Origin of the sequence: Mammaliicoccus sp. D-M19 (genome assembly GCF_022386695.1) — a bacterium.
Lineage (GTDB): Bacteria > Bacillota > Bacilli > Staphylococcales > Staphylococcaceae > Mammaliicoccus > Mammaliicoccus sciuri.
The window spans coordinates 855701-882279 of sequence record NZ_JAJNHW010000001.1 but is presented as its reverse complement, the minus strand read 5'-3'; the positions used below and the strand labels follow the sequence as shown (position 1 = coordinate 882279).

Below are 26579 nucleotides of genomic sequence, written 5' to 3'. Positions count from 1 at the left end.
GCTTACAATAAATGCAGGGAGGTTATTTGATTGCTTAGTAAACGACAGAGAAATATATTGTCTTATTTATCATCTGAGAACAACTTCGTCACGATTTCTGAATTGGCATCTTTATTTCAAGTGAGTGAACGTACGATTCAATATGATTTAGAATATATCGAATCCTTTAAAGACAAATTGAATATTGATGTTGAAAGAAATAAAAGTTTAGGCGTCAAATTATCACATAAAGAAAGCTACATGGCATCATCTGATGTTGAGTTAGATATTCATTATTCCAAGAATGAAAGAAAAGAACAGATTATTCTAAGATTATTTGAATCAACACATCCAATCAGTTCTCAAAGTTTAGCAGATTTGTTAAATGTATCACGACGAACGGTTGTAGATGATTTGAAAAGTGTTCAAGCTTGGTTAGAAACGTATGGGCTTATGCTTGAATATAAAAAGAATAAAGGATTTGTAATTGAAGGTAATGAAAAGCAACTCAGAGAAGCGTATGCGCATGTGGTGAATGAATACTTTAAGAAATCTACTGCACAAATTGGTATTGAAGTATTCTCGAAAGAAGAGCTTGAGAAAATACGACGAGCTGTGATTACGACCATTAATAATCAAGATTTTCAATTAGTTCAAGTTGGTATTGATGGCTTAATATATCACATTATTATCGCCATTCATCGTGCCAAAGCAGAATTTGTATTTGAAATCCCTGATGAAGAGTATAAGCGGCTACGTAAGACAGAGGCATTTGAAATTGCCATTCAAATAACTGCCGAGTTAGAAAAGTTATTTGATATCGTATTTCCTAAAAGTGAAGCGGCATTTATAACTTTGCATTTATTAGGTGCACGTGTAAACAAGTATCATCAAGAACAATCACAACAGAATATTACGGAACTATCTAAATTATTTATTCAAAAGGTCAGTGCTCAAATAGGTGTTCCACTAATGCATGATCATAAATTGATCACTGGCCTCGTCACACATTTACAACCGGCAATTCATCGTATGTCATTCAATATGCAACATGAAAACCCACTAAAGCAAGAGATATTACGAGAGTATTATGAAGTCGTTTTAGCGATTAAACAACAAGTTTGGATATTTGAAGAAGCCTATCACGTTAAATTTAACGAAGATGAAATTGCATATTTAGCACTTCATATTGCATCTTCAATAGAACGCATGTCTAACGAGGAAACGACACATATTAAAGTCATCTTATTATGTGGTTCTGGCGTTGGGACATCACAATTGTTGAAAAGTCGGATAAAAAATATTTACCCAGAGTTAGAAATATTAGATGCTTTTTCAATATATGACATTTCAGAAAGCTTTTTGAAATCTCACGGTGTAGATTATATACTGTCAACTGTTCCAGTAGAAGGTTTTTCAGTGCCTACGATAGAAGTGTCACCATTCTTAAATAAAGATGATAGAAACAAGATCAATGAAATGATTAATGATTATAGAGAACGATATATATCCAGTTTCAAAACGGTCGGTCCGAGTTTAGAAGACGTCATTCCAGAAGAACATATCGAAACACACGTGAAAGCTGGAAGTAGAAATGAAGCCATCCAAAAGAGTGTTGAAGTGCTGGTGAATTCTAAACATGTAAATGCTCAATATGGTACCGATATTATGAAGCATTTAGATAAATTTGGACCGTATATGGTCATTGGTCCGAATATTGCTTTACTGCATTCGAATTTTGAAAATGTAAATGTACCGGTCAGCATGGCTATTACACATTTCGAGGATGGTATAGACTTCGGACATGATAGATTTGATCCTGTAAAAGTTGTGATTACACTTGCGACGAGCCAACCACAAATACATTTGAATGCACTTGGTCAGTTGAGTCAAATCATTATGGATGAAGACGCAAGGGCAGAATTAATGAAAGGCGAAAAAGCAGTAATACGACAACTCATAAAAAAAGCAAGCCAAAGTGAGGAGAGTGTCTAAATTTGACCTTGATTATAAAAGAAGAACACATTCAAATTAAAGAAAAAGTATCCAATTGGGAAGAGAGTATTCAAATTGCAGCTCAGCCGTTATTGGAAGTGGGTTATTTTAATCAAGCTTATATCAATTCAATGATTCAAAGTGTGCATGATATGGGACCATACATTGTTATTGCGCCAGAGATTGCGATTGCACATGCAAGACCGAATGATGATGTTCATAAAGTAGGATTAAGCTTACTTAAATTAAATGAACATATTAATTTCTCGGATAATAGCCATTATGCATCGTTAATATTTGTCTTAAGCGCAATTGATAACGAAGCACATCTTGAAATTTTAAGGAAATTAGCAACTATTTTAAGCGACAAAGAAACAGTTCAATCATTGATTGACGCAAACAGTAAATCAGAAATTATCAATATATTTAAGGAGAATGATTAATATGAAAATTTTAGTAGTATGTGGACACGGTTTAGGAAGTAGTTTCATGGTAGAAATGAATGCACAAGAAGCTTTGAAGAATTTACAAGCACCATCTGATATAGAAGTAGAACACAGTGATATTATGACAGCTAGTCCAGATATGGCAGATATATTTATTTGTGGAAGAGACTTAGAAGAGAATGCGCAACGTTTAGGTGAAGTAGTCGTGTTAGATAACATTTTAGACAAAGAAGAATTACAAAACAAACTAGAAGAAAAATTAAAAGGATTGAACATATTATAAGCAAAGGGGAGACACCAACATGAATTCAATTTTAGGATTTTTTGTAGATGTATTTAGTCAACCAGCTATACTCGTAGCGCTTATCGCGTTAATCGGTTTAATTGTACAAAAGAAATCAGCAGCAGACATTACGTCAGGCACAATTAAAACGATACTCGGCTTCCTAGTCTTAAGTGCTGGGGCAGGCGTCGTAACAAATTCACTAGAACCATTTGGGAAAATGTTTCAAGAAGCATTTGGTGTTCAAGGCGTCGTGCCAAATAACGAAGCCATTATATCAATTGCGCTGAAAGATTATGGTACAACAGCAGCATTAATTATGATGTTCGGTATGCTAGTTAATATCTTTATAGCAAGATTTACAAACTTGAAATACATTTTCTTAACAGGGCATCATACATTTTACATGGCAGCGTTTCTAGCGATTCTTCTAACTGTTGGTAACATTACAGGTACGATGACAGTTGTCATGGGATCCATTATTTTAGGATTGATTATGGCTGTATTACCTGCACTTGGTCAATCTACAATGAAGAAAATTACAGGTTCTGATCAAGTAGCAATTGGTCACTTTGGAACAGTTAGTTATTGGGCAGCAGGAGAAGTTGGTAAATTATTTTCTGGGAAATCAAAATCAACAGAAGATATTAACTTCCCTAAAGGATTGAGTTTCTTAAGAGAAAGTACAATTAGTATCTCACTAACAATGATTGTTCTATATATCATAGCAGCTTTATTTGCAGGTCCAAGTTTCGTTCATTTTGAATTAAGTGATGGCACTAACTTTATTGTCTTCTCTGTTATTCAAGGCGTGACATTTGCTGCAGGTGTGTTTATCATTTTAACAGGTGTTAGACTGATCTTAGCTGAAATTGTACCAGCATTTAAAGGTATTTCTGAAAAGCTTGTACCAAATACGAAACCAGCATTAGACTGTCCTATCGTATTTCCTTATGCACAAAATGCAGTATTAATTGGATTCTTTGTAAGTTTCATTACAGGTGTCATCGGTATGTTTATTATGTTCTTAATTGGTGGCGTCGTTATATTACCAGGCGTTGTCCCACACTTCTTCTTAGGTGCAACAGCAGGTGTGTTCGGTAATGCAAGAGGTGGTATTAAAGGTGCAATCGCAGGTTCAGCGTTAAATGGTATCTTAGTAACATTCTTACCATTATTACTATTACCATTCATGGGTGATTTAGGCGCAGCATCCACTACATTCTCAGACACAGACTTCTTAGCAGTCGGAATTGTAGTCGGTTATATCGCGAAATTCCTAGGAATCGCAGGTGTTATTGCAATCATTGTTATCATTGGAGCAGTTGCTGTATTATTACAACAACGTTCAAATAAAAAACTATCCGAAGAAAAGTAGAAAAAGGCTTAGGATATATTAGGAAAAACTGAACTTATTAAATTAAGTTCAGTTTTTTCGTGTACTGGGAGTTAAAGGCGAAGTAAACTCATGAGATTGTTAAAGATGTGAGTTAAAGTTGGAATAAACTCATGAGATAGCGAAAGATGTGAGTTAAAGGCGTAGTAAACTCACAAGATATCTCAATAATGAAATGAGCTATAAAGTCTATCAATCATCAGTATTCAAAGACAATCAAAAAGAGACCTAGTTTTGGTCTCTTTATATTTTATTTAGTTTATAATCCTAATATTGTTTCTATCAAATAATTTTTTGTCTTCATTTGATAGATTATAATCAGTGACAATAGTGTCAATATCATGTAATGATAAGCTTTTATGCAAGTATTTATTATTATATTTATCTTCAGTTACTAATAAAACTAAATGCTTAGAATTTTTTCTGAAAGCTTGTTTAATAAGTGCTTCTCCTTCGGTAGTTTCGCTAGCACCTTTGTTGAAATCGAATCCTCTGCATGAAACAAATGAAATATCAGCATTATAATTTAAAGCATCATTAAATGCTTTGGCACCATTAATAGTGTTCCTTTTTTTTACAACTGTTCCACCTATTATATTTATTTGTGCATCTGTGAATTCCGATAATAATGATGCTGTAAGTACACCATTAGTAATAATTTGTAATCCTTCAAATTTAGATAACATTTTTACAAGATGTAAAGTAGTTGTACTTGAATCTAAAAATATTAGCATATCATCTTTAATAAGAGATTTAGCGGATTCGGCAAGTTTATGTTTATTATCCTGTTCATTAAAATTAATAATTTTCATTAAATAAGGTAAATCTATTTTTTGATTATCTATGATCATTGCGCCACCACGTGTTCTTCTTACGAGACCTTTTTTTTCTAAATCAATTAAGTCTCTCTTAACAGTAGCCTCACTATATTTAACTAATTCAATTAATTCTTGAATTCTTGCAAACTGAACAATTTTTAAATGATTTATTATAATTTGCTGACGTTCTTCAATAATTTTTAACATGAAATGCCCACCTTTTTTTGTGGTTATTTATATAATTTTGCTTTTCCAGTAGTATTTAACAGATTTAATTTATACTCTACTACTTCTTTTAATTTTTTATTAGCTATAGGGTAAATTTCATTAGGTTCATATAAATCTTTATTATTACTTAGTGTATTTCTTACTTCATTAAAAAAGGCACTTTTTAAATCAGAACTTAAATTAACTTTACCAACACCATACAGTATAGATTCTTTTACTTCTTCATCAGGATTGCCAGAACCTCCATGTAATACTATTGGAATAGACAATCGGTTATTGATTTCTTTTAATAACTCTATATTTAATTTAGGTTTTTTTCCTTTAGGGTATAGACCATGAGAAGTTCCTATTGCTACAGCTAAAGTGTCTATATTAGTTTCATTAACAAAGTATTCAGCTTGATCTGGGTCAGTGTATATTATTTCATCAGTACCACCTTCAGATGATCCGTTATTACCTATTGTACCTAACTCTGCTTCTACCGAAACATCAACATTATGTGCTAGTTCTACAATTTTTTTTGTTAATTCAATATTTTCCTCAAAAGGTTTTGTTGATGCATCAATCATAACAGAGGTATATCCATTTTTTATAGCTCTAGTAACATCATATAATGAGCCACCGTGATCTAAATGAATGACAACAGGAACTTTACTATTCAGTGCATATGCTCTCACTACAGATACGAAATTATCACCTAAATATTGAATTTCATCTGGATGAATTTCCAAAATGACTGGTGAATTTAACTCTTCTGCTTTTTCCATAATTGATTTAAGCATATCAAAACTACAAATATTAAATGCTGGAACTGCAAAATGTTGTTCATTTGCGACTTTTAGTAAGTTTTTCATATTATATAACATTATATCTCCACCTTATTTTTAATAATTTCTTTAGATTTCATTTCCTGTTCTAGCGAGACTCTTTTCTTTAAGAATCCAACAGATAACGCTGTTACAATAGTTCCGCTAATGATTGCAATTATATAAATAACTAAATGATTTATGACATTTGGAATAAATAATATCCAAATTCCACCGTGTGGAGCTAGAGAGGTAACACCTGCGCCCATAGATATAGCAGCTGCAGTAGCAGATCCGATTATTAAGCTTGGTATTACTCTTAGTGGATCAGCCACTGCAAATGGAATGGCACCTTCTGTTATATATGATGCACCTAATATCCAACAAGATTTTCCAGATGTTTTTTCTTCATCAGTAAACTTATTTTTAAATAGCAAAGTAGCCAAGGCTAAACCTAATGGAGGAGTCATACCTGCAACCATACATGCTGCTATAGGGGCATTAACACCTGCAGACATCAAACCTATAGAAAATGTAGAAATAGATTTATTTATTGGACCACCCATATCTGCTGCCATCATTGCACCGATTAAAAGTCCAAATAAAATACCTGAAGATTTACCTAGATTATTTAACCAATTTGTTAATACCTCAAGTAACCAAGATATTGGTGTATTTATAAGAAAAATCATGGCTAATCCAACTATTAAAATTGATACTAAAGGGACAATGATTAATTGGTAAAGTGCAGAAATAGAAGCTGGAATTTTAATTTTATTAGCTAATGCGTTTGTAACATACCCAGCCATTAAACCACTAATCATTCCACCTAAAAAACCAGATCCATCGACGGTTGCTAATGTACCTGCAACTAACCCTGGTGCAAATCCTGCTCTACCGGCAATTGAAGATGCTATACCAGCAGACAAAGCAGGAACCATCAATTGAAAAGCTGTATCTCCTCCAATTTTTGAAAGTGCAGCAGCAAACTTATTATATGAATCTGATTCGGGATCAGCAGCATTTATACCAAAAGCAAAACTAATTGCTATTAAAATTCCTCCAGCTATTACGAATGGAAGCATGTAATTTACACCATTCATGAAATGGTTATATATACCAGACTTATTACTTCTGGAATTATTCTCATGTTTGGTTTCAACACTTATTAAGCCAATATTATTTTTGGCTTCATCAATAATATTGTTAGGGTCTTTTATTGCTTGTGCAGTAGATACTTTTTTGATTTTTCTACCATTAAATCTGCGTAAGTCGATTTCTTTATCGACAGCAATAATAATTAAATCTGCATTCTCAATATCTTCATTAGTTAAAATATTATCTGTCTTTGAACCTTGAGTTTCTATTTTTATGTTATGACCCATTTCTTTAGCAGCCTTGTTAAGTTTTTCAGCTGCCATATACGTATGAGCAATACCTGTAGGACATGCAGTAATACCAACGATATTCATAATATCCCTCCTATAAAGTTAAAATGTTTAATATTTCATCTGGATTATTAACTCTCTTAATATTTTCTCTGAAATTAGAATCCATTAATAACTTCGCTAATTCACTTAATAAATATAAATGAGAATCTTGTGCATTTTTAGGTAACGCAATAAGAAATACTATGTTAATTTTTGAGTTATCTAGTGCAGTGTAATCTTGCAATTCAGACGTTTTTGCAAAAGTAATTAAAGGTTTTTTTATATATTTTGACTTTGTGTGAGGTATCCCGAAACCATCCTCAATTCCCGTTGAAATTAGTTTCTCTCTTTTGTACAAGTCTTTTAGAAATTTGTTTTTATTCTTTAAATAACCATTTTGATATAAGCTCTCTGAAAGTGAGGTAAAGAGTTCATCTTTAGTTTTAATATTTTTATCAAAAATAAATGTATTTTCATCAATAAGGTCTGTAATATTCAAAATAACACCTCCTCTTTATAAGTAAGCGCTTACTTATTGTGTTCAAGCATAGCAATTGTATTCAAACTGTTCAATACTTTGAACGGTTTATGTCATTTAGAACGAATATTGTTCAAATAATTAATAAATATGAACGAAATCAATCATATATAAATGTTGAATTTTAGAAAGAGTTCTAGAAATATAATTGTGTTATCTACAACTGTTAAAATAATATTTCAATTCTTCCTATTTCATACCATTTCTATAAGCATTAAATTGGCATGTTATTTTCTGATGGTGGTATAGTGTTATTTCATAAGGAGGAGTTATTGAAAATGAACAAAAAATATGAACCTTTATTTAAATCTTTAAAATTGCCGAATGGTGTGGAAGTTAAGAATAGATTTGTGCTTGCGCCATTAACACATATTTCATCAAATGAAGATGGTACAATTTCTGATATTGAAATTCCATATATAGAAAAACGTTCTCAAGATGTAGGTATTTCTATTACTGCTGCGAGTTATGTTGAACCGCTTGGCCAAGCTTTTCCTGGACAGCCTTCTGTATCTAAAGAAGCGGATCTTGCTGGGCTTAAGAAACAAGCTGAAGTTATGAAGAAAAATGGTGCGAAAGCTTTAATTCAAATCCATCATGGTGGTGCGATGTCATTACCTGGATTAACGCCAACTGGTGAAGCAGCTGCTCCTAGTGAAGTTGAAGTGAAGGGCTTTGGACAACAAGAAACACATGTTGCGAGAGCATTAACTGTAGAAGAAATTGAACATACTATTGAATCTTTTGCTAACGCTACTAAAATAGCAATCGATGCTGGCTTTGACGGTGTTGAAATTCATGGTGCTAACCATTATTTAATTCATCAATTCTTCTCACCTTATTACAACAGAAGAGATGATGAATGGGGCGAACATTTGAAATATCCTTTAGCAGTTATTGATGCTGTGCTTAAAGTTGTACGTGAACATGCAACACCTGACTTTATCGTAGGCTATCGCTTCTCTCCTGAAGAAGTAGAATCTCCAGGTATTTCTATGGAATTAACAGAACAACTTGTTAAGGCTTTATCTGAAAAACCACTTGATTACTTACATGTGTCATTAATGGATATTCATTCAACAACAAGAGAAGGTCAATATAAAGGTGAAGAACGTATTAAATTATTATTAGAATGGATAAATGGTCGCGTGCCATTAATAGGAATTGGTTCAATCTTTACTGCTGATGATGCATTATCAGCATTTGAAACGGGTGCACCACTCATTGCACTTGGTAGAGAATTATTACTTGATTACCAATTCGTATCAAAAATCGAACAAGGAAAAGAAGACGAAATCGTTTCTGTATTCGATCCTGAAAGAGCAGATAAACATGATTTACCAGACCCATTATGGAAACAGTTTGTAGCAGGTTTCTACCCATTACCAAGAACTGATCAAGAAACTTCTCAAACTAAATAATCCATAATTTTATATATAGTTTTGATAAGCTGGGGCATTAATTTGCCTCAGCTTTTTATGTATTCTGAACATATGTTTTTGGTGTGTTAAACTTGAAACAATAATTGAAAAAATCGAATGAGGTGTTCAATGTGAATCAAGATGGTCTTAAGAGACAAGTTGCTTATGAAGCGATTAACGATATACAAGATGGTATGACGATAGGAATTGGTACAGGTTCAACAATGCGTTATGCAATTGAGAAGTTAGGTGACCGTGTTAAAAATGGCCTTCAAATTAAAGGTGTACCAACATCTGAAGATACTGCTGAATTAGCACGTATTCATCATATTCCGCTTACTGATTTTTCAGAAGTGACCCATCTAGATTTAGTTATAGATGGTGCTGATGAAGTTGATGAAAATCTTCAATTGATTAAAGGTGGTGGTGGTGCGCTACTACGTGAAAAAATTGTTGCGAATGCGACGGATAATTTTATTGTGATTGTAGATGAAACGAAATACGTTAAGACATTAGGTAAGTTTAAGTTACCAGTAGAAGTTGTGCCTTTTGGATGGGAAATCACAGCACGTGCAATAGAAAGTTTAGGTTGCCAAGCGACATTACGAATGAAAGATTCAAATGTATATATGACGGACAACGATCATTACATATTAGATTGTGAGTTTGGAGAGATTCATAAACCAGAACAATTAAATCAAGATTTAATTTCTATTATTGGCGTTGTAGAGACCGGATTATTTATCAATATGACGAAAAAAGTATTCATGAGTCGTTCTGAAACGCAAAGTGTTGATATAATCGAGAATTAATAATGAGTTCATAGTAGTTAATAAACAGTTAATGGTTTATTGATGACATAGGGCATAAACTTAACATATCAACTAAAGAGGAGATGTGTTAAATGAACTTAACTAAAACAACATTTGGAGCATTTGCATTAACAACAAGTATATTATTAGGTGCATGTGGTAATAATGATATGCATAAAGATGATAAGATGGATACGAAAACTGAAATGAAAGATAAAGACATGAGTAAAGAAAACATGAAAGACATGGAGATGTCTGGTATGTTTGAATCTATGAATGGTGAAAAAGTAGAAGGTAAAGCAATGATTAAAGATGGTAAATTAATGCTATCAGATTTCAAATCATCAAAAGGACCTGACTTACATGTTTATTTAACTAAAGATGGCGATGTTAAAAACGGTATGAAAATTGATAAAGTAGACTACGATAAGATGGAACAAACATTTGATTTAAAAGACATGGACACGTCTAAATATAATGAAGTGACAATTTATTGTGATAAAGCACATGTTGAATTTGGTAGTGCTAAATTAAAATAAATACGTTTCACTAAGGGGGAATTCAGTAATTCTGAGTTTCCCTTAAACTTTATAGAAGGAGAAAGCATGTCATGACAAAGATATGTACATTCATATGTTTAATCATACGCGTTTATAGTGGCTATTTAATCTATATGCAAGGTTATGAAAAATTAACTGGTGGTTTCAGTTTACAAGGATTAACGCAAGTAATCGCTCAGAATCAAGATTCTCCAATGTGGTACAAGTGGTTCTTTGAGCATATTATTGCACCTTATACGACTTTATGGGAATGGGTTATTCCTTTAGGTGAAATATTTTTAGGATTAGCTTTAATTATCGGATTTCTGGAGTATTACGCAGCACTTTTTGGTATATTTATAATGATAAATTACATTTTAGCAGATATGATTTTTACGTATCCACTGCAACTTGTTGGTTTTATATTAATTGTATTAAATATCAGAAGTTTACGTAAATTATCAGCAGCTGCTATTGTTAAGAAGTTTATGAAGAAGGAAGCGGGATAGAGATTATGGCGCATATATTAATTGTAGATGACGAACAAGATATTCTAGATATTTGTAAGACTTATTTTGAATATGAAGGGCATCAAGTTGTGACAGCATCTGATGGACAACAAGCCATTCATCAGTTGAATGACACAATTGATTTAATGATATTAGATATTATGATGCCTGAAAAAAACGGTTATGATGTCGTTAAAGAAATGAAAACACAGGAACTAGACATTCCGTTTATCTATTTAACAGCTAAGACGCAAGAACACGATACGATCTATGCATTGACGTTAGGTGCAGACGATTATATAAAGAAACCATTCAGCCCACGTGAACTCGTGCTAAGAGCGCATAACTTATTAAATCGTACACAAAAGTATCATAAACAAGATTACTTAACATTCGGATCTTTACAATTATGTAAACAAGAAAAAATCATTAAAGTAAATGATCAAGAAGTATCATTGAGAGTAAAAGAATTTGATTTACTTTGGTATTTAGCAGATCACGAGAAAATGGTTATTTCTAAATCAGAACTACTCGAAAAAGTATGGGGATACGACTATTACGAAGATGCCAACACAGTAAATGTACATATACGTCGTATAAGAGAAAAGTTAGAACAGCATCAATATGATGAATATGTTATTAAAACCGTTTGGGGATTAGGTTATAAATTTGAAAGGGCGAAATAAATGCTTACAATTCGAACACAAATTATCACTGCATTTATCAGTAGCATTGTATTAACGACAATTATTCTAGCAATTGCATATAAATGGATGTGGTTTGATGCACATACAACATTACTTTTGACGATTAGCGCGATCATTTCAAGTTGTTTAACGACAGTTATTTGTATGTTGTTTATTAATCCATTAGTTAAACGGATTAGACTGTTGAATAAGCAAACAAAATTAATAGCCAATAGACAATATAGTGAAACAGCTATAAAAATAGATAGTCCGAAAGAAATGAAAGAGTTAAGTGAAGCCTTTAAGACTATGGCTCGTAATATTGAAGCGCAAATACAACAAGTTCAATATGAACAACAAGAAAAAAGTGAAATGGTACAAAATTTAACACATGACTTAAAGACACCATTATCGAGTATTGCGTCCTATGCAGAAGGTTTAAAAGAGGGGATTATCAATCAATCAGATGAACAACAAAAAGCATATAGTGTCCTAATTAAACAATCTCAAAGAATTTCTATGATGTTTGATGAGCTGACTAGTGTGATGGAAATTAGTCATGATCACAAACATAATTATCCATTAGAAACGATTTATTTAGATAAACTCTTTGTGACACTTTTACAATCTTATGAACAACAAATAGTTAGTGAAAATCGCACGATAGACGTTAATTTATGTGAAGATATTACTTACTTCAAACAATATAAAGTACCATTAGAACGTATACTCATGAATATTTTAGATAATGCATTTAAATATACACAACTTGGCTCGAGGATTGAAATTAAAGTTACGAAAGAAGACAGTGATATATGCATTGCTGTTTCCGATGATGGTCCAGGTATCGCCGAGCAACATTTACATCGTATATTTGACCGAACTTATCGTGTTGAAGCATCTAGAAACAAAGATACGGGTGGATCAGGTTTAGGTTTATATATTGCGAAGAATTTGGCTGAACAAATGGATGGTCAGCTAAAGGTAGAAAGTAAAGAGGACGTCGGTACAACATTTTATTTAACAGTACCTATGAAATAACTTAAACAAGAATCCCCAATTCATCATTCTGAATTGGGGGTTCTTATTTGAATTTATGATGTCACTTCACCTAATAAATGAACCCATTTCTTAATAATTTCACTTTGTGCATATTTTTGTGATTCTGTCATACAGTTGTCTCGGAATGTTTTTTGAAGGTCAGGATTACTTAAATAAGACTTAACGGTTTCATAAAGTTTGTCCTCATCATTTCTAGGAACAAGGTAACCATTTTTACCATTAACTATCAGTTCGCTAGGTCCATAGGGAATGTCATAACTGATTGCAGGTAACCCATTTGATAAAGATTCTAGTAATGCCAACGAAAATCCTTCCATATTACTTGTAATCATGCTTGCATGAAAATGATGCATTTCATTAGTAATGTTAGGTATAAATCCACGGAATTTAATATGTTTTTCTAAATTTAATGAATCAGTTAATTCTTTTAGTTTTTTCAATTCGCCACCAAATCCAAATAAATGCAGTTCAATTTCGTCGAAATCGTCTTTCAGTTTATTGACGAGTCGAATTTGATGATCAAGTTGTTTCTCAGGAGCATATCGTGCAATGGACATTAATTTCAGAGGACCATCAGGCACAACAGGTGTAAAATTCGGTTCTTTTTGTTGAGCATATCCAACTGGAATATTAAAGACAGGTATTTTCGATTGAATACGTTTCTCTACATCTTTCTTTTGTTGAACAGTTGATACTAAAATACCAGAAAAACGGTCTAAGTTATTAAAGACACAGTTATAAATATTTTTAATATCTGAACCATCTATATCATTGTTATTCTTCACATGTGTACTATGTAATACAGAAATAACCGGTATTTTTTTGTCTGTGATTAAAAATGGTGGAGAAGTGATGGCTGTCTTATCACTAAAGAACAAGTCACCGTCTTTGTATAACTGTTCATAGAAGAATGCTGTTAGTTCATTTGTATTATCAAATGTATAATCTTTTGCGTTATAATCAAAGAGCATTATTCGAGTGACAACTTCTTTTTCTTGATATGGATCGAAGTAAATTTCAAGCTTTATTTTTCCGCTCGGTGTTAAATACGTATCACATACAGGCATTTCTTTAGTACGCATATATCTAACACGACTTAAGAAACCTCTAGAATCGTAATATTCTCGTTTCATTTTTACATTTCTCGTATCAAAGTAGTTAACATAGTCTAATAATTTATAGTCCGAATCACGGAAACTTGCATATATAATTCTTATACCATTTTGATAAACTCTTAAATCATTTGTATTAGGTACATATTTAATCTCATAATTAAGGTCATCTTCCCAAAATGCTATCCAGTCTCTAACCGTATTAATTTGAACGTTGATCGATTCCTGGAAAAAATCATACATTGAAAAGACTTGTTTACTTACGCCGAATGTATGGGCATTTTTATGTAAACTTGAATTCCAAGCTAACGTGATAATTTTAGCTTCCAAGTTGAAATCATTAAATAATTTTAGCCTGTTCATGACAGACTTTTCAATACCTGTTATTTTATGATTGATATTATTTACAATAAAATAGTTCACTTTGAAATCACCTACAAAATAAAATTTTATATACATATAATATACGTCATTTTTCTTGGTAATGTTAGTATAGTTTGTTAAAAATTTACAAACAGTTCGATTTTAAAGAAACTATAAACCGCTATTAGTTCGAAATTTTTGTTATAATAAATGAAATACATTTATTTATAAAAATAATCTGTTAATTTATTGAAATGAGGATAAATAAATGAGTATGAAACAAATATTCGAAGATAATGAGCCGATTTTTCAAAATCAAGCGAAGTATGTGACCTTGAAGTCATGTTTGCTCATTATAATATGTATGGGTACATATACATCGATTGCGTTAGCTAGCAATTGGTTCATTGTATTTATAGGATGTTTATTATTTAGCCTGTTATTTTATTTAATACATAGATTCCAATTACAACTCATTAAATTGGAACCTTTAAAGAAAACAGACATCATTTATACCATTAGTACATTAGGTATCGCACTTATCATGTATTGGTCTGTATCAGCAGTAATAGGACAACCACAAAATCAAATGGAAGTATATAAAGATTTAAACACATTACCTCTATACATCTCTATTATTATATTTGTGATACTAGGACCATTTTTCGAAGAACTTATATTTCGAGGTTTCATTCTAAAAGGGGTGTTTAAAGGACATCTATTAATAGGATATATCATATCTAGCGTACTATTTGGATTGTTACATGGACCATCAAGTATAGGTGAGTTTATCATTTACTTTGGATTAGGATTATTATTTGGTGCACTTTATTTAAAGACCAACCGATTAGAAGTAGCCATAGTAGCGCATGGATTAAATAATTTCATACATATTCTTATATATTTGGTGTTTTTTAATTAGATATCGTGCGCTAAGGCACAAAATAGGGGTGTATCGCACGAAGACTGAGAGATATCGTGCGCTAAGGCACAAAATAGGGGTGTATCGCACGAAGACTGAGAGATATCGTGCGCTAAGGCACAAAATAGGGGCGTATCGCACGAAGACTGAGAGATACCGTGCGCTAGTGCACAAAATAGGGGTGTATCGCACGAAGACTGAGAGATATCGTGCGCTAGTGCACAAAATAGGGGTGTATCGCACGAAGACTGAGAGATATCGTGCGCTAAGGCACAAAATAAGGGTGTATCGCACGAAGACTGAGAGATATCGTGCGCTCCTCATTTTATACAAAAAATAAAGCTGGAGACATCTGTTGTTAAAGATGTCTCCAGCTTTTTCTATATGATTAAATTTACTGTACGGTTTCGGTCATTTTAGATGTTAAATCTAATATGGATGTTTGATTGAGTGTATCAATAATTTGTTGATCCACTTGTGTGTAAACATCATCTAATGCAGACTGTATATTTTGACCGATAATACAATCTGGATTTGTGTCTTGATGAATTTTAGCGAAATGCTCTTCATCTTGAATAAGTTTATAAACGTCGCCTAATAAGATTTGATCTGCTGATTGAGCGAGTCGATAGCCTGATTTACCTTGTTGGCTTTCGATTAAGTTACCATTTCTTAAATATTTACATATTTTTCTTACAAGTGTAGGGTTACTATTAATGCTACCTGCTATAAATTTACTGGATATAGGTTCTTTATTAACAGATAGTAATGATAATATATGAATTGCTACTGATATTTGTGTATTCACGCTTTTCACCTCTTAGATTCCTTATTTATTATAACTTTGAGAGATGAGAATTGCGATAGTAAATGTGTATTATTTTGATAATACTGAAATTCTTTCTTGGATATGGTTACCTTCAGTTGCTTCATCTACTAAGGCAATGGCGTAATCAGCATAGCTTATTTTACTTTCACCTTTATCATTTAAAGTGAAGACTTCCCCAGCTAAAATGTATTCTCCAGTTCTTTCTCCATCAGCTATGAATTCTGCTGCAGGACTTATAAATGTCCAGCGTACGTCATCTCTTTTACGAAGGTCTACAAGTGCTTTTCCTTGAGCTTTTGCAAGTGGTTTAAATACTTCTGGAAAATCAGGTGTATCGAATAGTTGATTTTCTAATTGATCATCAACGAATAAACTACCAGCGCCTCCGATAATGATTAATCGTGTGTTTGTGTTTGATAAAATATCACTTAAATGTTGAATAGAGTCTTGGTGTAAATGAAGTTTGTCTTCTCTAATTTCACCGAAAGCATCTACAACAACATCGAATTGTGTTAAGTCTTCAGTTGTTAAATCAAATATATCTTTAATAATAGATTGTGTTGCCACTGTTTTATTTTCGTTACGAACGATGGCTGTTACATCTAATCCTCTGTTAATTGCTTCTTCTGTAATGAGTTTACCTGCTTTACCGTTTGCTGCTATAACACCTATTTTCATTTTACATAACCTCTTTCTTGTATTTATTTTAGATACAAGTTGAGTATAATATGTATATCTGGTTTTGTCAAAGGTTTTGTGTATAAAAAAACTGCTATGTGGAAATCCACATAGCAGATGTTTATTTATATCTTACCACCAGTTGTTAGCTTGACGGAAAGCAATTGCAGCTTCGATTGAACCGTAACGTTCTTTAGCATAGTTGATCATGCCTTTAGTTTGTTCAGCGACACTACCTGTACCCCAAGATTCTTTAGTTTGACCAAGACCTCTGTAGCCAAGTTCATTTACGGCATTTGGGTTACCACTAGATTCAGGCATTACGATGTTATCCCATAATGCTTTTGTACCGCCAGCAGCGATAAACTCTTTATATACTTCACTTGTATTAGATGAATCAGTTGATTCTGTAGTTTGAGTTGCTTGAGTCGGTTGAGCGACTTGTGTAGTTGTATAGTTATAGTTTGTATTTTGATTAGAGTAGTTTGTATATTCACTTGCATCTGCTTGAGCGCCAAATCCTGAAGCAATAATCCCTGCTGCAGCTGTTGTTGCAAATAATAATTTCTTCATAAATAAATTTCCTCCATGAGCTATATAAAGCGTTTATATATTTTGTATCTTTATTACTTCATACACTCTAACATCATTTTTGATATCATAGGTTACAGGAGAATAAAAATAAAATTTCTTTTATGACAGTCAGATTAAAAAGATAATAGGTATATGACAAGTTGTAATTTGAAACGTTTACAGTAACTTTGTAGAAATAGAGGTGTATTATTATGGAAAGAATTAAGCTTAAGATGATTAGAAATCATTTAGATAACATACCTGAATATGAATTACCAGAAGGCTACTCAATTAGAATGTTTGAAGAAGGGGACGAACGTCTTTGGGCAGAAGTTGAAACTGCTGCAGGGGAATTTTCAAATATAGATGAAGCATTGCAAAGGTTTCATAAAGAATTTGGCTCTCATATAGAAGAAATGAAATATAGATGTTTATTTATTGAGAATAATTCAGGTGACGTAATAGGGACGACAACAGCATGGTTCGGTCAATTACCTTTAACAGACTCACATATAGGTAGAATGCATTTCGTAGCCATTAAACCGGAATATCAAGGTAAGAAATTATCAAAGCCATTATTAAGCGTAGCACTTAACAAAATAATTGAGCTTGGTCATAAAGAAGTGTATTTAACGACACAAACAACCAGTTATCCAGCCATTAATATGTATTTAAATTATGGTTTCGAACCATATGACCCAGACAACTCGGATCAAAAAGGTTGGTTGATGATGGAAGATATATTAAATAGGAAGTTAAACGTATAAAAAATGCCCCTATACCATTATTCCCGTGGTATAGGGGCATTTTATAAAAGATGGATTATTTATCTTTCTTAGAATCTTTCGTCCATTCTTTTACTTTATCTTGGTTATCATCTACCCATTTTTCTGCAGCTTTCTTAGGAGATGTACCTTCTTGGATATCTAACATAACAGATTCCATGTCTTTAGTAGTCCAATTGAAGTTATCTAAAGTTTCATATGCTTTAGGGCTGTCTTTTTTCAAGTCTTTACGAGCCATTGTATTAATGTGCTCAGCTTTACCAAATGAGCCTTTAGGGTCTTTCAAGTATTTCAAGTCATATTTTTGGAATTTCCAGTGTGGTGACCAACCAGTTACAACGATGTCGTCACCTTTTTTCATAGCTTGACCTAATGTTGTAGCCATTGCACCTGATGAAGAAGTTTCAACTTTCCATCCATCTAAGTTATAATCTTTAACTGCTTTTTCAGATGCTTTTACAACACCAGCACCTGGTTCGATACCAACGATTTTCTTACCAGCTTGGTCTTTCAAGTCAGAAATTGAATCGCCATCGAAATCTTTATTTACAACAAGTCCGATTTTAGCCCCTTTAAGGTTTGGACCTAAGTCATCAAGATTTTTCTTATGTTTTTTGTATAAATCCCCGTGTGTACCTGGTAACCAAGCACTAACCATTGCATCTGTTTCACCAGAAGCAACAGATTCCCACATTACGGCATTATCTAAAGGTGTGATTTCAACATTGTAACCTTCATCTTCTAAAACTTTTTGCATAACATGTGTTGAAGCAATTTCTGAATCCCATTCAACGTAAGATAAGTTAATATCTTTTTTACCTAAGTCTCCATCTTCACTTGAGCCACCATTGCCACATGCTGCTAACACTAGTGCTAAAGAAAGCATAAGTACGAGTACACGCCATTTGTTCTTCATAAGTAATTCCTCCTAGATTATTTGTTTTTAGATGATTGTGTAAAGCGGTCGATGATAATAGCAAGGATAACGATACTTAAACCTGCTACGAAACCTGAACCGACTTCTGCACGTTGTAGAGAACTTAACACATCTCTACCTAATCCCGGTGCACCAATCATTGATGCTATTACAACCATTGATAAAGCTAACATTACAGTTTGGTTTACACCTGCCATGATAGATGCTTTAGCAAGAGGGAGTTGTACTTTAATTAATTTTTGCATGGATGTTGTACCAAATGAATCACTTGCTTCTATTAATTCAGCAGATATTTGTCTAATACCTAAGTTTGTTAAACGTATTGTTGGTGGAGTTGCAAATATAATAGATGCGAATACACCTGGAACCATACCAATTCCGAAGAATGCGACTGCTGGAATTAAATATACGAATGCTGGCATTGTTTGCATAAAGTCTAAAATAGGTTTCATAACTGCTTGGAAACGATCGCTTCTAGACATTAAAATACCGAGCGGAACACCGATAATAACAGATAGCAAACTACTGATAATAACAAGTGTCATCGTGTTCAGTAATTGATCCCATAAATCTTGGTTATAAATGAAGAATAAACCAATACCTACTAAAATAGGGGCAACAATTTTCTTATTCATAACAAAGTAAGCAAGAACCATGATGATAATGATAAAGACAAACGGATGTAACAACTCTAGTAATGAAATGATAAGTTGCATAAAGTCACCAAGATACGTCTTAATCGGTTCAAAAATAAAACTAAAAGTTTCTGTTAACCATTCTACAAATGCGTTAGCCCAATCTGAAACAGGTAAAATAGGCAACATATTAAGCATGATTCATCACCTCATTTCCCTGTGCTAATACATCGAATACATCTTGGAAATTAAGTTTCCCGACAATTTTATTGTCTTTCTTAATCCAAAGTTCGTGTGTGCCAGATTTGAAGTGAGGGAATGTTTGATAAAGTAGCGACTCGGCATCTATAAATGACATGCCATCTACTAATTCAACATTCTCAACTTTCTCCATAATATGTTTAACTTTTAATACTTTAGAACGATCAATATCTTTAACAAAGTCTTTAACGTAGTCGTCACCAGGATTAATAACAATCTCTTCCGGTGTACCAACTTGAGCGATTTCGCCATCTTTCATTAAAGCAATTCTATCACCAATATGAAGGGCTTCATCTAAATCATGTGTAATAAATATGATTGTTTTTTGCATGTCTTGTTGTAGTTGTAAAAGCTCATTCTGCATTTCTTTACGAATCAGTGGATCTAATGCTGAGAAGGCTTCATCCATTAATAAAATATCTGTGTCATTAGCAAGTGCTCTTGCTAAACCTACACGTTGCTGCATACCACCAGATAATTGTTTTGGTAATTGATCTTTATATCCCGCTAGACCAACTAAATTTAAAGCATCTTCTGCTTTTTTTAAACGCTCTTTTTTTGAAACGTTTTTAATTTCTAAGCCAAATGCGACATTCTCAACAACTGTTTTGAAGGGAAATAATGCGAAACTTTGGAATACCATACTTAAATTCTCACGTCTAAAGTTACGTAAGTCTTCTTTATTTAACGAAGAAATGTTCTTATCGTTAATTAAGATATCTCCATCAGTTGGATCAATTAAACGATTAATCAAACGAATCAGTGTTGATTTACCGCTCCCGGAAAGACCCATTACAACAAATATCTCTCCATCTTCAATTGTGAAATTTGCATTTTTGACAGCTACTGTCGAACCAGTTTCCTTAAGGATTTCTTCTTTCGTTTTATCATCCTGTAAAAGTGACTTAACCTGGTCATTGTAATTGCCGAATACTTTAGTAACGTCTTTGATTTGTATATTACTCAAAATAACCAGTCCTTATCGATTTATTGACTTCTATAACGCTATCATACGAAATTTTAATAGTCAAATTGATATCGCACAATATTTTAACATTAAGGGTATAATTCTTATGATTAAATTTTACAGTTTTGCATTTAATTTTAAAAAATAAATAGTAACAATTGTTCCTATAATGAATACAAAGTAAGCGCTTACTTAAATATAAAATATCGAGAATCTTCATATTTAAATTAGCGCTTTAAAATTTCTAGAATTACAGAAAAAAATTTTTTAAATCTTTTTTAATATCATATTAAGTTGTCATAAAGTCTCCTCCATTGATGTGAATGACTTGTCCGGTAACATAAGTAGAATCTTGGGAAGCTAAATAAACAAAAGCAGGTGCATTTTCACTTGGTTGCCCTCGTCTACCTAGTGGTGTATCTGATCCAGCATTTTCTACTTTGTCTTTATCGAAAGTTGCGGGGATTAATGGTGTATATATCGGTCCTGGTGCAACTGCATTAACACGAATCCCTTTACTAGCTAACGAAGCCGCAAGAGAACGCGTGAATGATACAATGGCGCCTTTAGTAGATGAATAATCAATTAAATGGGCTGAACCACGATAAGCCGTTACACTAGTCGTATTAATAATTGTGTCTTCTTTACTTAAGTGAGGTAATACAGCTTGGCATAAGTAAAACATTCCAAAGAAATTGGTTTCAAAAGTTTCTTGTAATTGTTCCTTAGTAATATCTTCGAAATTATCTTGTGGATGTTGGATACCACCATTATTAACTAATATATTGATTTGCCCAAAGTCTTCAATGACTTTGTTTACAAGTTCTTTGGCGTGATTTTCTATTTTTAAGTCGTGTTTATATGCCTTTGCTTTGATACCTAGTTCTTCAAGTCTTGTTAATGCATATTTAGCATCTTTGTCTTCATCATAATAAGCGATAGCTACATTTGCACCTTCTTTAGCAAATAAGATGGCAGTTGCTTCACCTATACCAGAATCACCACCAGTAATCAGTGCAACTTTTCCTTTCAATTTACCACCAGCTTTATAATCTTCATCTTCAATAATAGGCTTTGGTTCCATCTCGTGCTCTATACCAGGTTGTACGTCTTGAGTGTATCCTTCTATTTCTTCGTGCTTTTGTTCGAATTTATCTTTCATAAAGTTAATCACCTCTTGTTAAAATGATAATATACTTTACCCTAAAAAAGTAAAATGAAACGAATGGGATTGCAAATTTATGCATTAAAATGTACTTAAAATTGCATAAGTACTATCTATATAAGGTGTTGCTAAATGATGTTTTTGGCTAATTTTGTAGATATAACCTTGTATAAACGTCGTTTCTAAAGGTTTTTCACTTATTATGTCGTAATACATACTTGTACCCATATCATCTGGATATCCTTCATAAATTTTCATAATGCTTTTTTCAAAATCATCATCAAAATAAATACCTTCAGCTTTAGCAACACGATTACCTTCAACTAATAAGTTGTAACAAAGTGCATGTATTTGATCATGCTTAAGTACACGAGCAGGTTGTCTCGTTAGTGCAGTTACCGTATTAATACCTAAATTGACGATTAATTTATACCAAACGTGTTGATCGTAATCTTGGAGGCATTCAATATTGAGTAAACTATCTTTAGTTAAATTTTTAATGTCTAATGTGTACGCATGAATAGGTAATCTTAAAGTCCAATCTCTAAAATGCGTTACGACGTTGCCTTCTTTTTGTCCGCTTATATATACGACAGCGTGAAATTTGTGCGGGTGATCAATTTTTTCTAACTGTCCATAGCCATTTTGAGTTAAAATAATAACGCTATTAGCATGGAGGATATGATGAAGATATGGGATGATTACGTCGAGTTGCGTTGCTTTAACAGCGATAAATAAAATATCTACTTTTTCATGTGCATCTTCTAAAGAGTGAACGGGAAATGAATGTTGCACATCTTGATTGTATTCTTGGAAATAGACTGTAGCGTTTGATCTTCCAAACAGCGTAACATCAAGGTTTGATTGTGTTAAAGCAAATGTAATGGCTGTACCCACAGCACCAGGACCGATTATTCCAAACTTTTTCATTTATTATTTTCCTTTCAATGTTAATATATACATAATAACAAATATAAGAGGGTGGTACGGGATGAAAACCATTAAACAATTGTTGACCATGAAAGAACAAAAAGAAAAAATATCCATGATTACAGCATACGATTATCCAAGTGCTAAACAAGCAGAAGCAGCAGGTATAGACACTATTTTAGTAGGCGATTCTTTAGGAATGGTTGTGTTGGGCTACGATAGTACAGTCGAAGTGACTATGGAAGATATGACACATCATGCGAAAGCTGTTAGAAGAGGTGCACCAGATAGTTACGTAATCGTTGATGTACCTTTTGGAGCAGTCGGTATCGACCATACAACCGATATGAAAAACGCGATTCAATTATATAAAGATACTAAAGCAAACGCTGTAAAAATCGAAGGTGTGCATACGACATTGATTCAAGGTTGTACTCAAATTGGTGTACCAGTCGTATCTCATTTAGGCTTAACACCTCAAAGCGTCGGCATTACAGGTTATAAATTACAAGCAAGTTCAAAAAGAGAAGCTGAACAACTCATAGAAGATGCGAAAGCAGTTGAACAAGCAGGTGCAGTGATGCTCGTATTAGAAGCGATTCCAAGTGATTTAGCAGAAGTGATTACAGAACAACTGACAATTCCAGTTATCGGTATAGGCGCAGGAAAAGGTACAGATGGTCAAGTACTCGTATATCATGATTTATTAAATTACGGTTCAGAACATATTGCTAAATTTGTGAAACAATACGGTGATTTTTCAAATGGTATAGACTCACTAAAAGCATATCATGAAGAAGTTAAAAGTGGTGCATTCCCTTCAGAAGCACACACATATAAGAAGAAAGTGATGGGGGAGACAGAGTAGTGACGCAAGTAGTAGAACGAATTAAAGATATGAATTCAATCGTATCTCAATTTAAATCTCAAGGTAAAACAATAGGACTCGTACCAACCATGGGTGCATTGCATGATGGCCATTTAAAAATGATGAAACAATCAATAGAAGAAAATGATGTAACTGCAGTGAGTATTTTTGTAAATCCATTACAATTTGGACCTAATGAAGACTTTGATGATTACCCAAGACCATTTGAATCTGATTTAGAGAAGCTTAAACAAATTGGCGTAGATTATGTATTTCATCCAACAGTTGAAGAAATGTATCCAGGAGAACTAGAGATGACGATTACAGTAGGTCGTTTAGCACAAGTGCTTGAAGGTAAGAAGAGACCAGGTCACTTTGATGGCGTTGTAACAGTCGTTAACAAGCTGTTTAATATTATTCAACCAACACACGCGTACTTTGGTAAAAAAGACGCACAACAACTCGCTATAATAGAAAAAATGGTAGAAGACTTTAACCACTCAATTCAAATTGTACCAATAGATATCGTGCGAGAAGCAGACGGATTAGCAAAAAGTTCAAGAAATATCTATTTAACAGAAGAAGAAAGAAAAGAAGCCGTACATTTATCTAAAAGTTTAGCATTAGCTAAGAAGAAATATGACGAAGGCGAAAGAAATAGTGATGTCTTAATACAAACCATCACGCAATATTTAGAAAGTAACGTGAGCGGAGATATCGTAGAAGTCGCAATTTATAGTTATCCAGAATTAGAAGAACAACATACAATAGAAGGACAAATCTTTATCTCACTAGCCGTTAAATTTAGCCAAGCAAGATTAATAGATAATATTATAATATAAGAAAATAATGAAACCGATTGTGCACGAGCACAATCGGCTTTTTTGTATATAGAGGGTGGTCGCTAACGATCAAGAGTGAAAAACAAGATCATTAGAAATTCTAACGTCCAAGAAACATAAACAAGATCGTTAGCGCACGACATTCACACTCACACTCATACACAAAAAACGTGAGACATCATTCTGCCTCACGCTTCATCCACGACTCCTATCTTCATACTTAAACTTCTTTCAATGATGCTTCTGTACTCAATGCTCTTGCTTTGTCATCTTTAATTGTGACACCTTGTGCTTCTAATTGAGCGATTGTTGCTGCAAATTGTGGTAAGTATGCTTTATGAGCAATGAGTAATTCATTCATCACTTGTTTCGCAGATTCTCCACTTTGAATTAATGGATTGATAATAAATGCTTGTAATAGTAATCCGTAATCTCCTGTAACGGCTGCTTCTTCTACACATAATTCCATATTCTTCATCACTTGTAACCATCCGCGTTCTGCTGGATGTAGGGAACCGAATGCGATTGGTTGAGCACCTGTCGAGTTGATATATGCTGACACTTCTACAACATCATCAGGTGCTAAATCTGGTACTGCCCCTTTATTAACAGTAGATACAACTACATGTGTATTTTTATTTGAAGCGATAGATGCAATTGTCTCACATGCGGCATCTGAATAATGTGTGCCGCCACGCTCGCTTAATTGTTCTGGTTTATGATCGAGATGTTCATCTTTATAAAGTTCAAATAATTCTTTTTCAGTTTGTCTAACTTGTTCAGCACGCGTACCGATTTCTGGATCATTGTATTCTTTAAGTGCATGTTCAAGCATTTCTTCTGCACGGTAGTAATATCTATGGTAACCACATGGAATGAGCTGCATTTGTTGTAATTGTTCTTCGAAAAATGGTACATCAAAGATATTAGAAGGTAACGATGATGCATCTTCAAATAATTGTTTATTTAATTGATCAGTCACGTCATGACCGTTTGCGTCTTTAACTCGATGCCAGTGAAAATGGTTTAACCCTGCAAAGTGATGCGTAAGTTCTCCATCACCAACATTCAGCATTTCCGGCTCATTAATTAAACTATTCACAGGTACATTACATAGACCAAGTACTTTTTCCCATTTGCCGTATCGTACGATAGCATCTGTAACCATACCACTTGGGTTTGTAAAATTAATTAACCATGCATTTGGACAAAGTTCTTTCATATCTTCGACAATATCTAATAAGATAGGAATTGTTCTTAACGCTTTGAAAATACCACCTGGACCATTCGTTTCTTGACCTAAGAAGCCATGCGATAAAGGAATGCGTTCATCTTTAATTCTAGCATCTAATAAACCCACTCTAAATTGAGTCGTAACGAAATCAGCATCTTTTAAAGCTTCACGTCTATCTAATGATAAATGTACTGTGACATCATATGGAGAAGCATCCCACATTCTTTGCGCCATTTTGCCGACAGTTTCTAATTTCTCTTTACCTTCAGGAATGTCTACCAACCAAATTTCACTTAAAGGTAAAGATTCATAACGTTTAATAAAACCTTCCATCAATTCAGGCGTATAACTGCTGCCGCCACCGATAGTTACAATTTTTATCCCTTTTTCCATTATAATGACCTCCTAATATTTTCTTTCTTATGCACGTTAAGTATAAAATAGAAGTAATCATTAAAAAGGCAAATCGGGCATTATCAAATGACATTTACAAATTTCTTAAAAATAAACCGGATATTTGTAATGACTTT

28 protein-coding genes are annotated in these 26579 nt (G+C 33.2%); 14 read left to right on the top strand and 14 right to left on the bottom strand.

All coding sequences use genetic code 11. The features are described from left to right. The first annotated feature begins 30 nt into the window (after window positions 1-30). The 4 genes from LQ675_RS04505 to LQ675_RS04490 are packed head-to-tail and all read left to right on the top strand — an operon-like array spanning window position 31 to window position 4081. On the top strand, window positions 31-1974 hold the full coding sequence (locus LQ675_RS04505; protein WP_239726572.1) for a BglG family transcription antiterminator: 1944 nt from the start codon (window positions 31-33) through the stop codon (window positions 1972-1974). A 2-nt stretch (window positions 1975-1976) separates the two neighbouring features. Further along, the gene (locus LQ675_RS04500) at window positions 1977-2417 is read left to right on the top strand and encodes a PTS sugar transporter subunit IIA (RefSeq protein ID WP_048541650.1); all 441 of its coding nucleotides are present in this window, start codon (window positions 1977-1979) and stop codon (window positions 2415-2417) included. A 1-nt stretch (window position 2418) separates the two neighbouring features. Then, window positions 2419-2703 carry a PTS sugar transporter subunit IIB gene (locus LQ675_RS04495; protein ID WP_025906341.1) on the top strand — a complete coding sequence of 95 codons (285 nt, stop codon included), beginning with the start codon at window positions 2419-2421 and terminating at the stop codon, window positions 2701-2703. A gap of 19 nt (window positions 2704-2722) precedes the next feature. Beyond that, window positions 2723-4081, top strand: a complete 1359-nt coding sequence (locus LQ675_RS04490; RefSeq protein ID WP_239726573.1) for a PTS ascorbate transporter subunit IIC — start codon at window positions 2723-2725, stop codon at window positions 4079-4081. Window positions 4082-4353: 272 nt separating this feature from the next. Here LQ675_RS04490 and LQ675_RS04485 read toward each other — a convergent pair whose 3' ends face one another. The 4 genes from LQ675_RS04485 to LQ675_RS04470 are packed head-to-tail and all read right to left on the bottom strand — an operon-like array spanning window position 4354 to window position 7880. After that, window positions 4354-5124, bottom strand: a complete 771-nt coding sequence (locus LQ675_RS04485; protein ID WP_078355073.1) for a DeoR/GlpR family DNA-binding transcription regulator — start codon at window positions 5122-5124, stop codon at window positions 4354-4356. 23 nt (window positions 5125-5147) lie between these two features. Continuing rightward, on the bottom strand, window positions 5148-6011 hold the full coding sequence (locus LQ675_RS04480) for a ketose-bisphosphate aldolase (protein WP_078355074.1): 864 nt from the start codon (window positions 6009-6011) through the stop codon (window positions 5148-5150). Then, window positions 6011-7423, bottom strand: a complete 1413-nt coding sequence (locus LQ675_RS04475; protein ID WP_239726574.1) for a PTS fructose transporter subunit IIC — start codon at window positions 7421-7423, stop codon at window positions 6011-6013. The genes LQ675_RS04480 and LQ675_RS04475 overlap by 1 nt, the downstream gene beginning before the upstream one ends. Before the next feature lie 10 nt (window positions 7424-7433). Further along, window positions 7434-7880, bottom strand: a complete 447-nt coding sequence (locus LQ675_RS04470) for a PTS sugar transporter subunit IIA (protein WP_078355076.1) — start codon at window positions 7878-7880, stop codon at window positions 7434-7436. 317 nt (window positions 7881-8197) lie between these two features. Here LQ675_RS04470 and LQ675_RS04465 point away from each other — a divergent pair, with 317 nt between their 5' ends. The 6 genes from LQ675_RS04465 to LQ675_RS04440 all read left to right on the top strand — a co-directional run bounded on the left by LQ675_RS04465 (window position 8198) and on the right by LQ675_RS04440 (window position 12927). Then, on the top strand, window positions 8198-9340 hold the full coding sequence (locus LQ675_RS04465) for an NADH-dependent flavin oxidoreductase (RefSeq protein ID WP_075577677.1): 1143 nt from the start codon (window positions 8198-8200) through the stop codon (window positions 9338-9340). Between the two features lie 104 nt (window positions 9341-9444). Continuing rightward, window positions 9445-10152: a ribose-5-phosphate isomerase RpiA gene (gene rpiA / locus LQ675_RS04460; protein ID WP_275590016.1), complete on the top strand. Its 708-nt coding sequence runs from the start codon at window positions 9445-9447 to the stop codon at window positions 10150-10152. A gap of 92 nt (window positions 10153-10244) precedes the next feature. After that, window positions 10245-10691: a DM13 domain-containing protein gene (locus tag LQ675_RS04455; RefSeq protein ID WP_152291848.1), complete on the top strand. Its 447-nt coding sequence runs from the start codon at window positions 10245-10247 to the stop codon at window positions 10689-10691. 71 nt (window positions 10692-10762) lie between these two features. Next, window positions 10763-11200, top strand: coding sequence for a DoxX family protein (locus LQ675_RS04450; protein WP_048541657.1), 438 nt, complete (start codon window positions 10763-10765; stop codon window positions 11198-11200). 5 nt (window positions 11201-11205) lie between these two features. Next, window positions 11206-11886 carry a response regulator transcription factor gene (locus LQ675_RS04445; RefSeq protein ID WP_239372231.1) on the top strand — a complete coding sequence of 227 codons (681 nt, stop codon included), beginning with the start codon at window positions 11206-11208 and terminating at the stop codon, window positions 11884-11886. Then, a complete protein-coding gene (locus LQ675_RS04440) occupies window positions 11887-12927 on the top strand; it encodes a HAMP domain-containing sensor histidine kinase (RefSeq protein ID WP_048541661.1) in 1041 nt (346 codons plus the stop codon). A gap of 53 nt (window positions 12928-12980) precedes the next feature. Here LQ675_RS04440 and LQ675_RS04435 read toward each other — a convergent pair whose 3' ends face one another. Further along, a complete protein-coding gene (locus LQ675_RS04435) occupies window positions 12981-14483 on the bottom strand; it encodes a glycosyltransferase (protein ID WP_239726575.1) in 1503 nt (500 codons plus the stop codon). Between the two features lie 208 nt (window positions 14484-14691). On the opposite strand from LQ675_RS04435, the gene LQ675_RS04430 reads away from it, so the two are divergent. Then, window positions 14692-15345, top strand: a complete 654-nt coding sequence (locus LQ675_RS04430; protein ID WP_119649210.1) for a CPBP family intramembrane glutamic endopeptidase — start codon at window positions 14692-14694, stop codon at window positions 15343-15345. 394 nt (window positions 15346-15739) lie between these two features. Here LQ675_RS04430 and LQ675_RS04425 read toward each other — a convergent pair whose 3' ends face one another. From LQ675_RS04425 to LQ675_RS04415, 3 genes are all read right to left on the bottom strand, one after another. Beyond that, window positions 15740-16153: an Rrf2 family transcriptional regulator gene (locus LQ675_RS04425; RefSeq protein ID WP_049319572.1), complete on the bottom strand. Its 414-nt coding sequence runs from the start codon at window positions 16151-16153 to the stop codon at window positions 15740-15742. A 69-nt stretch (window positions 16154-16222) separates the two neighbouring features. Continuing rightward, window positions 16223-16852 (bottom strand): NAD(P)-dependent oxidoreductase, encoded by a 630-nt coding sequence (locus tag LQ675_RS04420; protein WP_048541669.1) that lies wholly within the window; start codon window positions 16850-16852, stop codon window positions 16223-16225. 132 nt (window positions 16853-16984) lie between these two features. Then, entirely contained in the window at window positions 16985-17425 is a 441-nt protein-coding gene (locus tag LQ675_RS04415; RefSeq protein WP_048541671.1) for an aggregation-promoting factor C-terminal-like domain-containing protein, read from the bottom strand. Window positions 17426-17637: 212 nt separating this feature from the next. Between LQ675_RS04415 and LQ675_RS04410 the strand changes: the two genes are divergently transcribed. Beyond that, entirely contained in the window at window positions 17638-18192 is a 555-nt protein-coding gene (locus LQ675_RS04410) for a GNAT family N-acetyltransferase (protein ID WP_239726576.1), read from the top strand. A gap of 55 nt (window positions 18193-18247) precedes the next feature. On the opposite strand, the gene LQ675_RS04405 is transcribed toward LQ675_RS04410, so the two are convergent. From LQ675_RS04405 to LQ675_RS04385, 5 genes are all read right to left on the bottom strand, one after another. Next, the gene (locus LQ675_RS04405; protein WP_048541674.1) at window positions 18248-19126 is read right to left on the bottom strand and encodes a glycine betaine ABC transporter substrate-binding protein; all 879 of its coding nucleotides are present in this window, start codon (window positions 19124-19126) and stop codon (window positions 18248-18250) included. Between the two features lie 17 nt (window positions 19127-19143). Then, the gene (locus tag LQ675_RS04400; RefSeq protein ID WP_048541676.1) at window positions 19144-19980 is read right to left on the bottom strand and encodes an ABC transporter permease; all 837 of its coding nucleotides are present in this window, start codon (window positions 19978-19980) and stop codon (window positions 19144-19146) included. Beyond that, window positions 19973-21010, bottom strand: coding sequence for a quaternary amine ABC transporter ATP-binding protein (locus LQ675_RS04395; RefSeq protein ID WP_048541678.1), 1038 nt, complete (start codon window positions 21008-21010; stop codon window positions 19973-19975). The genes LQ675_RS04400 and LQ675_RS04395 overlap by 8 nt, the downstream gene beginning before the upstream one ends. A 289-nt stretch (window positions 21011-21299) precedes the next feature. Then, entirely contained in the window at window positions 21300-22172 is an 873-nt protein-coding gene (locus LQ675_RS04390) for an SDR family oxidoreductase (protein ID WP_239726577.1), read from the bottom strand. An 84-nt stretch (window positions 22173-22256) separates the two neighbouring features. Continuing rightward, entirely contained in the window at window positions 22257-23105 is an 849-nt protein-coding gene (locus tag LQ675_RS04385; protein ID WP_239726578.1) for an oxidoreductase, read from the bottom strand. 61 nt (window positions 23106-23166) lie between these two features. Between LQ675_RS04385 and panB the strand changes: the two genes are divergently transcribed. Next, on the top strand, window positions 23167-23973 hold the full coding sequence (panB, locus tag LQ675_RS04380) for a 3-methyl-2-oxobutanoate hydroxymethyltransferase (RefSeq protein ID WP_239726579.1): 807 nt from the start codon (window positions 23167-23169) through the stop codon (window positions 23971-23973). Next, window positions 23973-24815: a pantoate--beta-alanine ligase gene (panC, locus tag LQ675_RS04375; protein WP_107602235.1), complete on the top strand. Its 843-nt coding sequence runs from the start codon at window positions 23973-23975 to the stop codon at window positions 24813-24815. Before panB ends, panC begins: the two co-directional genes overlap by 1 nt. A gap of 220 nt (window positions 24816-25035) precedes the next feature. Here the strand turns inward: panC and LQ675_RS04370 are convergent, their stop codons facing one another. Further along, complete coding sequence (locus LQ675_RS04370) at window positions 25036-26442, bottom strand: 6-phospho-beta-glucosidase (protein WP_239726580.1); 1407 nt, start codon at window positions 26440-26442, stop codon at window positions 25036-25038. Between the last annotated feature and the right edge of the window lie 137 nt (window positions 26443-26579).